The organism is Nonomuraea sp. NPDC049784 (assembly GCF_040659615.1).
GTDB lineage: Bacteria > Actinomycetota > Actinomycetes > Streptosporangiales > Streptosporangiaceae > Nonomuraea.
This window is the reverse complement of the sequence record NZ_JBFAMX010000306.1, coordinates 1-11,662: the sequence shown is the minus strand read 5'-3', so window position 1 is coordinate 11,662 and position 11,662 is coordinate 1. Positions and strand designations below refer to the sequence as shown.

General features: G+C 72.1%; 11 protein-coding genes. 7 read left to right on the top strand and 4 right to left on the bottom strand.

What is annotated here, in order from left to right; all coding sequences use genetic code 11:
- Positions 1-48: 48 nt before the first annotated feature.
- Entirely contained in the window at positions 49-1,797 is a 1,749-nt protein-coding gene (locus AB0J09_RS39795; protein WP_360702808.1) for a glycoside hydrolase family 36 protein, read from the bottom strand.
- Between the two features lie 31 nt (positions 1,798-1,828).
- Positions 1,829-2,995, bottom strand: coding sequence for an ROK family protein (locus AB0J09_RS39790; protein ID WP_360702805.1), 1,167 nt, complete (start codon positions 2,993-2,995; stop codon positions 1,829-1,831).
- Positions 2,996-3,066: 71 nt separating this feature from the next.
- Between AB0J09_RS39790 and AB0J09_RS39785 the strand changes: the two genes are divergently transcribed.
- The 6 genes from AB0J09_RS39785 (at position 3,067) to AB0J09_RS39760 (ending at position 8,910) form a co-directional block, all read left to right on the top strand.
- On the top strand, positions 3,067-5,130 hold the full coding sequence (locus AB0J09_RS39785; protein ID WP_360702802.1) for an alpha-galactosidase: 2,064 nt from the start codon (positions 3,067-3,069) through the stop codon (positions 5,128-5,130).
- A gap of 48 nt (positions 5,131-5,178) precedes the next feature.
- On the top strand, positions 5,179-5,709 hold the full coding sequence (locus AB0J09_RS39780) for a hypothetical protein (RefSeq protein WP_360702800.1): 531 nt from the start codon (positions 5,179-5,181) through the stop codon (positions 5,707-5,709).
- Positions 5,710-5,816: 107 nt separating this feature from the next.
- Entirely contained in the window at positions 5,817-6,200 is a 384-nt protein-coding gene (locus tag AB0J09_RS39775) for a hypothetical protein (RefSeq protein ID WP_360702798.1), read from the top strand.
- A gap of 42 nt (positions 6,201-6,242) precedes the next feature.
- On the top strand, positions 6,243-6,821 hold the full coding sequence (locus tag AB0J09_RS39770; protein ID WP_360702796.1) for a TetR/AcrR family transcriptional regulator: 579 nt from the start codon (positions 6,243-6,245) through the stop codon (positions 6,819-6,821).
- Positions 6,822-6,902: 81 nt separating this feature from the next.
- Positions 6,903-8,066: an MFS transporter gene (locus tag AB0J09_RS39765; RefSeq protein WP_360702793.1), complete on the top strand. Its 1,164-nt coding sequence runs from the start codon at positions 6,903-6,905 to the stop codon at positions 8,064-8,066.
- 103 nt (positions 8,067-8,169) lie between these two features.
- Positions 8,170-8,910, top strand: coding sequence for a phytanoyl-CoA dioxygenase family protein (locus AB0J09_RS39760; RefSeq protein ID WP_360702790.1), 741 nt, complete (start codon positions 8,170-8,172; stop codon positions 8,908-8,910).
- Between the two features lie 22 nt (positions 8,911-8,932).
- On the opposite strand, the gene AB0J09_RS39755 is transcribed toward AB0J09_RS39760, so the two are convergent.
- Together AB0J09_RS39755 and AB0J09_RS39750 are read right to left on the bottom strand one after the other, a co-directional pair.
- Entirely contained in the window at positions 8,933-10,360 is a 1,428-nt protein-coding gene (locus tag AB0J09_RS39755; protein ID WP_360702787.1) for an MFS transporter, read from the bottom strand.
- A 113-nt stretch (positions 10,361-10,473) separates the two neighbouring features.
- Positions 10,474-11,070, bottom strand: coding sequence for a TetR family transcriptional regulator (locus tag AB0J09_RS39750; RefSeq protein ID WP_360702784.1), 597 nt, complete (start codon positions 11,068-11,070; stop codon positions 10,474-10,476).
- Between the two features lie 87 nt (positions 11,071-11,157).
- On the opposite strand from AB0J09_RS39750, the gene AB0J09_RS39745 reads away from it, so the two are divergent.
- Positions 11,158-11,662, top strand: a 505-nt coding sequence (locus AB0J09_RS39745) for a MerR family transcriptional regulator (RefSeq protein ID WP_360702781.1), incomplete at its 3' end; no start/stop codon positions are given.

Sequence of the window (11,662 nt, the reverse complement as noted above, 5' to 3'; positions counted from 1 at the left end):
TCGAGCCCGTCGCAGAGCAGCGCGTCCCCATCGGTCCGGCGGCCGGCGTCAGCGCTCCAGGGAGAGCAGGCCGCCCTCGGGGACGGTGAGCTGGGCGAGGCCGGGGCGCAGCGCGAGGGTGCTCTCGCTGACGGTCCGGCCGCGGCAATCACGGATCGTGGCGCGGGCCGTACCGGAGCCCGAGACCTGGAGGAGCACGTCGGAGGAGGCGTCGCCGTTGGCCAGCCACAGCGTGCCGGTGGCGGGCACCTCCACGGGCATCGGCGCATGGCGGGCGGTGATGACCGTGCCCTTCGAGCGGGCCGTCACCTGCGGATAGCCCAGGTCGGGCCGGGAGGGCAGGAAGGAGCCACGCTGCAGCACCTCCGCGTGCTCCCGGAAGAAGCCCAGCCAGAACCGCAGCACCTCAGCCTGCTCGGGCGTCTGAGAGGTCAGGTCCACCGAGATCTGCGGCACCGCGAAGAGGACGTTGATGAGCTGGGTGGCCACGCGCGAGGGCCGCTCGTCGGGATGCCACATCAGCATGTCCGCGTGCACGGCCAGCGGCCCGGCGATCAGCCGCAGGTCCACCGTGCGCTGCCGGTTGTGCGCCGGGCTGAGCGGGCAGTCCGAGGCCCGGACCATCGTGGCGAACGGCCACAGCCCCGGGCTCACGTACGGCTGGCGCAGCTCGACCAGGCAGTCGCGGGGAAGCTGGGCCAGGAGCCTGCGCACACCTTCGTTGACGGTGGAGCAGTCGGCCTCGGGACCGGGCGGCGGCGGGTCCTCCACGGCGAACTGGTCGATGAAGTCGATCTTGATCCCGTCCATGCCCCACTCGGTGACCGCCCGGGTGAGGTGGCCCGCCAGGAGGTCGCGGATGTACGGGTAGCGGGGATCGACGATGGCCGCGTTCATGTGCTCCTTGTACGCCAGCGTGTACGGCTGCACGCGGTCCCAGAGCGCCGTGTGGCGGCCGACGAACGGCAGGGCGTACCAGAGCAAGTAGGCCAGCCCCTCACCCCGAACCTTAGCCACGTGTCCGGAAATTTCGGGAAAAGAGGTGGGGGACGGCTCCCACTCGCCGACGTAGCCGTAGCCGCGTCCCCGATCGTCGCTGTGCCAGCCGTCGTCCACGATGATCGCCTCGCAGCCCAGCTCCGCCGCCGGTCCCGTCTGCCGCTCCACGCTCTCGGCGCTGACGTGCTGCTGCATGGCGTACCAGGTCGAGTAGGCGGGCATCCGCGCCGCCCTCGGCACGTCGGCGACGGGGCCGTGCAGCGCGCGCCACCAGTCCGCCACGCCGGCCAGCGTCGCCGCGAAGTGCCGCCGGGTGAGGTCGAGCCGCAGCAGCAGCCCCGTGTCCGGCGTGGCCTCGTGCTCCACCCAGAACCCGAACTCGCCGCTCTCCTCCACCACCCCGGTGCGCGTACGCACGGGCTTGACGACCTCGCCCGCGGCGAACGTGCAGATGGCCACGTCACCGGCACCCACCAGGCAGCCGACGGGCGCGTTCTTCTCCAGCGCCGCCGTGCGGGGACGGCGCCAGAACGGCGGCAGTCCCCGGTGCTCGCCACCGTCGGCGGCCCAGAAGGCGGTCGCGTCCACGCACGGCACCCGCCAGGCCACCCGCACGTCGGCCGTCCGGTCGGGGGTGACGCGGAGTTCGAGGACGCCGGGGGACGGCTCGGCGGCCGTCCAGGTGAGCGCGGCCGCCGCCGTGCACTCGAACTCGAGCCCCGCCGCCGCGAACCGCACCTCCTCCGGCTGCTCGAACGCTCGATCGTGGGGCTGCCAAACGCCGGGTGCTGCGGTCACTCGTCCGTCCTGTCTCGATCGCGGTGGTCGCTCAGATTCCGTCGAGGGTGAAGTGCTGCTGGATGGCGACCGCGGCGGCGCCGCAGGCCCACTGCTCGAACGACCTCGGGCGCAGCAGCAGACGGCAGTCCGCCGCCGCGCCGAACGCCTGGGCCGTGAACGAGCGGTTGAGCTCCTCCTCGAACAGCTCGTACGAGAGCAGCCCGGGCACGTCGCCGGTCACGATGATCCGCTCGGGCCCGAACAGGTTGGCCATCGCCGCCATGGCCAGGCCGATCGCGTGCCCCGCCCGTGCGAACACCTCCCGCACCGCCGCGTCCCCCGCGTGGGCGGCGCCGATGGCCGCCTCCACGGTCAGCGACCTGTCGCCGGACGCCGCGCGTGCGGCCGCCAGCAGGGGCTCGGTCCCGGCGATGGCCTCGACGCAGCCGCGCCCGCCGCAGTGGCACTCGGGCTCGTCGCCCCCGACAGGGATGTGGCCGATCTCCCCGGCCACGCCGTGCGAGCCGGCCACCACCCGGTCGTTCACCACCAGCCCGCAGCCGATCCCCACTCCCACGGTGACCAGCGCGAACGACAACGCGCCCACCCCGTCGCCGAACCACTGCTCGGCCACGGTGAGCGACTTGACGTCGTTCTCGATCGTGACGGCCAGGCCTGTCGCCTCGGCGGCCAGCCGCGCCAGCGGCACCTGACGCCAGTGCAGGAAAGGCGAGTAACGCACCATCCCGTGGGCCTTGTCGACGTCGCCCGACACGGCCAGGCCCAGCGCGTGGCAGCGCTCGCCGTACGCGGGGTCGGCGGCGAGCAGCTCGGACACCAGCTCGCCCAGCGCCGACACCACGCCCTCGACCGACGTCGTGTCCAGCGGGCGGTGCGCCGAGACGAGCGGCTGGGCACGCAGGTCGGTGACCACACCGATGAGCTCCTCATGGGTGATCTTCACGCCGCAGAAGAACTCCCGCTCCGGCCGGATGGACAGAGGGCTGGCCGGTCGGCCCGCACCCGGTGCCGTACGCTCGGTGGCCTCGAGCTCCTCCAGGTAGCCCGCCTCGATGAACGGCCGGGCGGCCTTGGTGACGGCGGCGGACGACAGGCCGCTCCGCCTGGCGATCTCCACCCGGGAGACCGGCCCCTGCGTCAGCACCATGGTGAACACGGTGGCCGCCGCCGGAGTCGAGGTGAGCCGAGGGTGCATGAGTGCAATAGTAGCAGTAATTAACTTCGTCAAGAATTGAATTCGAGCAGGGGCATGCCTAGGCTCGCGGCATGCGATCGGTGACCTTCGACGCCTCCAGCCGCAGGTGGGCGCTGCGTACCCCGGCCACGAGCTACGTCGTCGCCCTCGCGGACGACGACGCCCCGCGCTGCCTGCACTGGGGTCCGGCGCTGACCGCCGAGCAGGCGGCCGGCCTGCCCGCGCCCGCCGCGTTCGGGGCCAGCAGCTTCGACAGCACGGCAGGGGAGGAGGAACTGGTCACCGAGGTGGGCGCGCGGTTCGAGACGCCGTCGCTGCAGGTCGTGTTCCCCGGCGGGGACCGGGGGATCGAGTGGCGGCACGAGGGCCACGACATCGACGGGGGCCACCTCACGCTGCGCTTCTCCGACCGCCGCCACCCGTTCCTGGTCGAGCTGCACTACCGGGTGCACGCGGACAGCGACGTGATCGAGCGCTGGACGGTGCTGCGCTCTCAGGTGCCGGTGACCGTGCTGCGGTGCGACTCGGCGGCCTGGAGCGTTCCGATGCTGGGCGGCTACCGGCTCAGCCACGTCACGGGCGGCTGGAGCTCCGAGCACGCGCTGAGCCGTACCGAACTGGTGATGGGGGAGACGACGCTCACCAGCAGGCGCGGGCTGAGCAGCCACCACGCGAACCCGTGGCTCATGATCGACGGCGGTGACGCGGGGGAGCGGCACGGCGAGGTGTGGAGCTGCGCCCTGGCCTGGAGCGGGAGCTGGCGCGTCACGCTCACCCGCACGCCGTCCGGGCGGGCGAGCTGGACCGGCGGGTTCGGCCACGAGGGCCTCACCTGGCGGCTGGAGCCGGGCGAGGAGTGGGTGACGCCGGTGTTCGCCGGCGTGTACGCGCCCGACGGGTACGGCGAGGCCAGCCGCCGCTGGCACGACCACGTCGCCAGGCATGTGCTGCCCGAGCCGGACGAGTTGCGCCCGGTCGTCTACAACGCGTGGGAGGCCGTCGGGTTCGACGTGAACGAGGCCAACCAGAAGGACCTCGCGCAGTTGGCGGCCCGGGCGGGTGCGGAGCTGTTCGTGATGGACGACGCCTGGTTCGGCGGGCGGACGAGCGACGGTGCGGGCCTCGGCGACTGGTGGGTCAACGAGGACCGCTTCCCCGACGGGCTGACCCCGCTCATCGAGGCGGTGCACCGGCTCGGCATGCGCTTCGGCCTCTGGGTCGAGCCCGAGATGGTCAACCCCGACAGCGACCTCTACCGCGCCCACCCCGACTGGGTTATGCACATGCAGGGTCGCTCACGCACGCTGCTGCGCAACCAGCTCGTGCTGAACTTCGCCCGGCACGACGTCGCCGACTGGGCGCACAAGTGGCTGCACAAGCTGGTCTCCGAGCACGCCATCGACTTCCTGAAGTGGGACTTCAACCGCGCCTTCACCGAGGCGGGCCGGCCTGGCGACCCGGACCAGGACCGGCTCTGGATCGACCACGTCAGGGCCGTCTACTCGATCATGGACCGGCTCCGCGCCGACCACCCGCACCTGCGCATCGAGGCGTGCGCGGGCGGCGGCGGCCGTACCGACCTGGGCATCCTGGCCCGCACCGACCAGGTGTGGGCCTCCGACAACACCGACGCCCACGACCGCATCGCGATCCAGCGCGGATTCGGCCAGGTCTACCCGGCCCGCGTCATGGCCGCCTGGGTGACCGACAGCCCGAACCCGCTCACCGGGCGCGCCGTCCCGCTCCGCTTCCGCTTCCACGTGGCGATGGCCGGGGCGCTCGGCCTCGGCGGCGACCTGACCCGCTGGAGCGACGCCGAGCTGTCCGAGGCCGCCGAGCTGGTCGCCGTCTACAAGGACATCCGGCCGGTCGTGCAGCTCGGACGGCTGTGGCGGCTCCCGTACGGGGTGCAGTACGTCCACGGCGACCGGATGGTCGTGCTCGCCTGGCGCGGCCCCACCGCCTTCGGCACGCCCCTGCCTCCGCTTCGGCTGGCCGGGCTCGACCCGCTCGCCCGTTACCGCGACGAGGACACGGGCGCCGTGCACCACGGAGCGGTGCTCATGTCCCGCGGCCTGCCGCTCGACCTGCGCGGCGACTACGCCAGCGCCCTGGTCCGCCTCAGCGCCTGCTGAAGCCCCGCCATGTCGGTGCGGGACGCCGGGAACCGGTAGAACGGGTGTGTGAGATTCGGCGTGCGGCAGTTCGAGCTGTCCTTGATGCACCGGATGCGCGACCTCAACCCCGAGAGAGTGGAGGAGGCGCTGGGCGACATGGGTGCGTCCAGGGCCGAGCTGCGTGCGGCCCACACCCAGTGGACCAGGATGCTCCACTCGCCGCGGCCCCCGAGGGACCTGCGGAGGCTGCTCGGCCCCCCGTCGTACGCCGGCACGACCTCCGTGGGGAGCCTGACCTGCGGCGTGGTCCGCTGGGCCCTGCCATCCTGGCCGGGCCTGGAGTTCGAGGTCCTGACCGGCCCCGGCGGCGAGGTGTGGAACCAGTGGTTCGTCCGCCCCTCGGGCCCCAAAACGTTGTCCTTCGACGAGCTGGTCCCCTGGGGCTGCGTGGTCGGCGACGTCGGCGCGAGTTTCCCCGGCGCCGTCCACCTCGAGGGCCAGGCCCCGCACCATTGGGCGGTCGACCTCACCCACAAAGGCGCGGCCCACCGCGCCCGCTTCGTCTACGGTCTCTGCCAGCGTATCGACGTGCTGTAGACAGCTGGTAAGGCCGAGTGATCAATCGCATGATGATGGTGCGAACCTGTCGTCCCGGCCCCTCGTGGGCGGGACGCTTTCATGTCCCGGCCAGGAAGGTGACGAGCATGCCCCCGAACCCCAAGTCCCGTCGTCCGCGCGCCCTCGCCGCCGCGGCGGCCGTGTTCTCGGGAATCCTCGCGTTCGGGGCTTCAACCCCGGCCGCCTCCGCGCAGCAGGACATCGTCTGCCCGCCCGAGGCGACGGTCTGCCAGGAGATCCGGGGAGTGCCCGCCGACTACCGCTATTGGTTCATGATCCGCCCCGCTCCGACGACGGCCACCTTCTCCTTCACCGTCAACGGCGTTTCCACCCCCGGCTCCCTGGACACGAGCATCGTCGGCACGGCGCTCGAAGGGGACTTCTGGCCCGCCGTGGTGCTGGTCAGCGGGGACCGGGTGTGCATGCGCCACAGCGGCGCCACCGCCGAGTACTGCGCCACCACGCCGTAGCACTTCTTTACTGGGCTGTACAAAATCCGCTAGCCTCCTCCCATGGGCAGGCCGCGTGAGTTCAGCGATGAGGCAGTCGTCGATGCCGCGATGGCGGTGTTCTGGGAGAAGGGATACGAAGCGACGAGCACCCAGGACCTCTGCGCCCGCACCGGCCTCGGCCGGGGCAGCCTCTACAACGCCTTCGGCAGCAAGCACCGCCTGTACGAGGAGGCGATCCGCCGCTACGCCGAGACCAAGGCCGACGCGCAGCTGGCGATGCTGGCCGAGGCCGGGTCGGTGCGCGAGCGGCTCAGGGACCTCATGCTCGGCGTGATCGACGCCGACATGGCCGACCCCGGCCGGCGCGGCTGCCTGGCGCTCAACGCGGCCACCGAGTCCAGCGGGCGCACCGAGGCCGTCGCGGGGCTGGTACGGCGCCAGTTCGCCGACCTGGAACAGGCGCTGTGCCGGCTCGTGGAGATCGGCCAGAGCACTGGTGAGCTGTCGCCGGACCGGCCGCCGCTCCAGGTGGCGCGCGCGTTCCAGAGCGCGTACTACGGCCTGCGCGTGCTCGCCAAGGTCACCGACGACAGGAACGCCCTCCTGGACGTCGTCGAGGGGGCCATCGCCGCCCTGTAGAGATCCGGCCACGGCAACCGAGCCGTGGCCCCTTTTCCGCCCTTATTTTGTACTGACCTGTAAAGAAAGAGGTCGAGATCGATGAGACCGGCTGCCAACGCCACCGTGCCGTCACTGATGTTGTGCGTCTTCGGCATAACCACGGGCGAGTTCGTCATCGCCGGGATCCTCCCGGACATCGCCACCGACCTGGCCGTCTCGATCCCGGCCGCCGGGCTGCTGGTGACGGCGTACGCCATCGGGATGATCGTCGGCGGTCCCGTGCTGACGGCGCTCACCGCCCGATTTCCGCGCAAGCCGCTCATCCTGGTCATGCTCGGGATCACCATCGCCGGTAACCTCGCCTCCGCGCTCGCACCCTCGTACGGCGTGCTCTTCGCGGCCCGGATCGTCACGTCGCTGGTGACGTCCACGTTCTTCGCGAACGCCATCGTCATCGCGGTGTCCACCGCCGCTCCAGGAAAGCAGGCGTCCACCGTCTCCAAACTCGTCTTCGGGATGAACCTGTCGATGATCCTGGGCGCGCCCATCGGCACGTTCATCGGCAACGACCACGGCTGGCGGGCCACGTTCGTGGCCGTCACGGTGTGCTGCGCGGCCGGGTTCCTGCTGGTGTGGCGGGTGGTGCCGGATGTGCGCGACGCGGTGGGCGGGACGTCGGCCGTGGCGGAGCTGCGTGTGTTCCGCGCCCGCGACGTGCAGCTCGCCATCGCGGTCACGGCCGTGGGCAACGCGGGGCTGCTCATGGTGTTCACCTTCTTCGCGCCGCTCGTCACGAACATCACGGGCTTCCCGGCCGCGGCGGTGGCCGTCCTCCTGCTCGTGTACGGGGTCGGCGCGGCCGTCGGCAACTTCGCCGGCGGCTGGCTGTCGGACCGGGCGCCGATGCGGTCGCAGCTTGGGCTGCTGGGTGTGCTCGCGGCGGCGCTCGTGCTCACGTGGGCGGTCAGCGGCAGCACGGTGACCACCGCGATCATGGTGTTCGTGCTCGGCGCGGTGGGTTTCTCGGTCATCCCCGGCATGCAGGCGCGCGTCCTGTCCACCGCCTCGGCGGCGCCGACTGTGGCCATGGCGGTGAACGCCTCCGCGTACCAGCTCGCCGCCGCCTTCGCCGCCTGGCTCGGCGGCCGCGTCATCGACGGCGGCTTCGGGCTGCGCTCCCTCTACGTCGTGGCGGCCGCCGTCACGCTCGCGGGCATCGCGGTGAGCTTGTACGCCTGGCGCCGCGCCCGCGTCCCGGCATGATGCCGCCACCCCCCGGCAACGCCCTGAAACGCTTCGAAAATGGTTCAAGTCTTGCTCGGCTGTGGGCATCACTGAGAGGGACGACGTACGCGGGAGAGCGCGAATGACCGATTCAGCGATGGTGCGGTTCTACAGGGACAACGGTTACCTGCTGGTCAAAGGGCTGCTCAGCAAGGGGGAGGCGCGGACGTACCGGGAGGAGTGCCACGGGGTGCTCGCACGGTTGCGCCCGGCGGACCCAACCTGGGGGAGCGCGCGGCAGCTCGGCGGGGGCGCGACCGAGCTGCGGCACTGCCACGACGCGCAGTTCTACTCGGCGGCGTTCGCCCGGCTCATGGTGGACCCGCGCTTCACCGACGTGGCGGCGGCCCTGATGGGCTCGGAGAACGTCCAGCTCCACCACACCAAGATCTTCGTGAAGCCCGCCGAGAAGGGCTCGCCGTTCCCCATGCACCAGGACGCCGCCCACTTCCCGCACACCCGCCACACCGTGGGCGCGGCCATCTTCCACTTCGATGACGCGCCCGAGGAGAAGGGATGCGTGCGGGTGGTGCCGGGGAGCCACAAGAACGGGCCGCTGCCGCACATCGAGGAGGGCGGGTGGCACCTGCCGCTGCCGGAGTGGCCGCTGGAGTCGGCCGTCCCGGTCGAGGCGCAGGCAGGGGACGTGCTGTTCCTCAGCTATCTCACCGTGCACGGGTCAGGCGTCAACCGGGCGGAGGAGGCCCGCACGACCCTGCTCATCCAGTACCGCGACCCCGGGGACGTGCCCGCCGACGACGTGCACCGCTCCCGGGGGCAGGGGATGATGCTGCGCGGGGTCGATCCGGCGCGCCACATCTGAGCCCGCGCCGGAGGTCGCCTCGTCAGTGGCCGTGTCCATGACCGTGGCCGGCGAACGCCGCGGCCGGCTTGCCCGGCGGCACCAGCCAGAGCGCCACGGCCGCCGCGGCGCCCGCGGCGACGGCGCACAGTGTGAGCCCGGAGACGAAGCCCCCGATACCCGCCGCCGGGCCCGGCGTGAGGCTGGACGCCGCGACCGTGGAGACGACGGCCACCCCTATCGAGCCGCCGAGCTCGTGGAAGGTGTTGATGACGCCGGACGCGACACCGTTCTCGCCGGGCGGGATGTTCGCCATGGTCGTGGTGGTGGCCGTCACGAACGCCGGACCGATGCCCAGGGCGGCCAGGACGAAGCCCGGCAGCACCGTGGTGTACGCGCTCGCGTCGGGTGAGATGCGCGTCATCAGCGCCGCCCCCGCCGCGGTCACCACGAAGGACGCCACCGCCACCGGCCGCCCGCCGATCCTGCCGATGAGATGCCCGCCGAGCTGCGCGCCGATCGTGATCGCGACGGCCACGGGCAGGAAGAGCAGCCCCGTCTCCAGCGCGCTGAACCTCAGCACGTGCTGGAGGTAGAGCGAGCTGAGGAAGAACAGGCCCAGCATCAGTCCGGTGGCCATCAGCATGACGAACGTCCCCGAGATCACCGGCCGCCTGGCCAGCGTCTCGGCCCGCATCAGCGGGGACCGTACCGACCGCTCGACCAGCACGAACAGGACGTACAGCAGTACGGCCCCGGCCAGCGGCAGCACCGTGCCCGCCGACCCCCACCCGGCGTCGCCCGCGGTCACCAGCCCGTAGATCAGCAGCGCCGTCGCCAGCGTGACGACCAGGGCGCCGGGCACGTCGAGCCGCTCGCTCCGCCCGGGCGTGGGCGGCACCGTCGCGGGCACGGCGGCGAGCACCACCAGCCCGATCGGGACGTTGACGAAGAACACCCACGTCCATCCAGGTCCCGCGGTCAGCACGCCGCCGAGCAGCACGCCCAGGGCCGCACCTGTGCCGCCGATGGCGGCCCAGACGCCGAGCGCGCGCCCGCGCCGCTCGCCCGTGAAGGTGACGGTGATCGCGGCCAGGGCCGCGGGGGAGAGCAGCGCCGCGCCGACGCCCTGGAGCGCCCGCCCGGCGATGAGCATCGCGCCGCTCCCGGCCAGCCCGCACACTAGCGAGGCCGCCGTGAACAGCCCCAGCCCCGTCATGAGCGTGCGGCGGGCGCCCCACGCGTCGGCGAGCCGCCCGCCGAGCACCATGAGCCCGCCGAAACAGAGCGTGTACGTGGTCACCACCCAGGTCAGGGACTCGCGGCCGAGCGCGAGGTCCGTGCCGATGGTCGGCAGCGCCACCTGCACCACCGTGATGTCGACGATCAGCATGAACTGGGCCAGGCACAGCAGCACGAGCAGGCCCCACCCGCCCGTGCGCGCCTTGGCGGGAACCGTGTCAGAACTCACCCGAAGTCTCCTTAACTCGCACACTGATGTTCAAGTTAACAGCCGTGAACCATACATGGGTAGGGTTTATCGGGGATGAGTGTCCGGGACAGGTGGTCCTGGGGAGGCTGTGGTCAGGCGGGCGCGGAGAGCAGCGACAGCATCGTCTTGATCAGCACCGGCTCGACCTCCTCGGGCGCCAGCCGCCCGGTCTCGCGCTCCTGCGCGGCGCTGTGGATGATCGAGAAGAACGTCGTGACCAGCCAGGCCAGCGGCAGGTCGGTACGGAAGTCTCCCTCGCGCTGCCCGCGCGCGATGAGCCGCTCGACCCGCTGCAACGGCCGGTCGTGGTGCTCCCTGATCCGCTCCGTGGGCAGCACCCGGTCGGCGGCCAGGAACAGGCGGCGGTGCCGGTCGAGGAGCTCCCAGGACGACCGCAGCAGCCGCGCCATGGCCTCCGGCGCGGGCGCGGTGTCGATCGACTCGTCCGCCAGCACCGCGTCCGCCATGTCGACCGCGTGGTCGAGCACCGCGTCCACCAGCGCCTCCCGCGACGGGAAGTGGCCGTACAGGGTGACCCTGCCCACCCCGGCGGCCTTGGCGATGTCGGCCACGCTGGCCGTGGGGTCGGCGCTGAGCAGCCGGGTCCCCGCCTCGAGGATCGCGGCGATGTTGCGCTCGGCGTCCGCACGCCGAGCGGGTACGGGCTGCCGTGCCGCGGTCTTCGCCATGCGACCAGCCTACGACGACGGCCCCGCCGCCGACGGGGACCCGGGGGCTTGCGGGTGACGCGGCGTCAGGGCCTAGCGTCTTGCGATGTGAACGGACGACGCTGGAAGATCGGCGAGCTCGCCGCCGCCACGGGTGTGACCGTGCGGACCCTGCGCCACTTCGACCAGATCGGGCTGCTGGGCCCGGTCGAACGGTCGGCCGCCGGCCACCGCGTGTACACCGATGACGACGTGCGCAGGCTCTACCGGATCCTGGCGCTGCGCGAGCTCAGGCTGCCGCTGGGCGAGATCGCGGAATCGCTGGACGGAGGCGACCTCCAGGCGATGATCCGGCGTCAGCTCGAGCAGGTCGAACGCCGGCTGGGCGCGCAGCGCGCCCTGCACCGCAGGCTGTCCGGCATCGCCGGGGCGCTGCGCGAGGCCCGGGAGCCGTCGATCGACCAGCTCATCGAGACAATGGAGGCGATGATGCAGGCCAGGCACTTCACACCGGAACAGCTCGTCAGGTTCGAGGAGCGGCATCGGGAGCTCGGGCAGGAGGGCCTCGCCGACCGGCTGCGGCAGCTCGCCGCCCTGGCCGCCGAGGCGCTCG

Bases quoted from the DNA above. Each gene is read 5' to 3' on its own strand.
- AB0J09_RS39775 (WP_360702798.1), top strand. From the start codon at position 5,817: ATGCCCCCGAACCCCAAGTCCCGTCGTCCGCGCGCCCTCGCCGCCGCG.
- AB0J09_RS39770 (WP_360702796.1), top strand. From the start codon at position 6,243: ATGGGCAGGCCGCGTGAGTTCAGCGATGAGGCAGTCGTCGATGCCGCG.
- AB0J09_RS39760 (WP_360702790.1), top strand. From the start codon at position 8,170: ATGACCGATTCAGCGATGGTGCGGTTCTACAGGGACAACGGTTACCTG.
- AB0J09_RS39750 (WP_360702784.1), bottom strand. From the start codon at position 11,070: ATGGCGAAGACCGCGGCACGGCAGCCCGTACCCGCTCGGCGTGCGGAC.
- AB0J09_RS39785 (WP_360702802.1), top strand. From the start codon at position 3,067: ATGCGATCGGTGACCTTCGACGCCTCCAGCCGCAGGTGGGCGCTGCGT.
- AB0J09_RS39790 (WP_360702805.1), bottom strand. From the start codon at position 2,995: ATGCACCCTCGGCTCACCTCGACTCCGGCGGCGGCCACCGTGTTCACC.
- AB0J09_RS39765 (WP_360702793.1), top strand. From the start codon at position 6,903: ATGAGACCGGCTGCCAACGCCACCGTGCCGTCACTGATGTTGTGCGTC.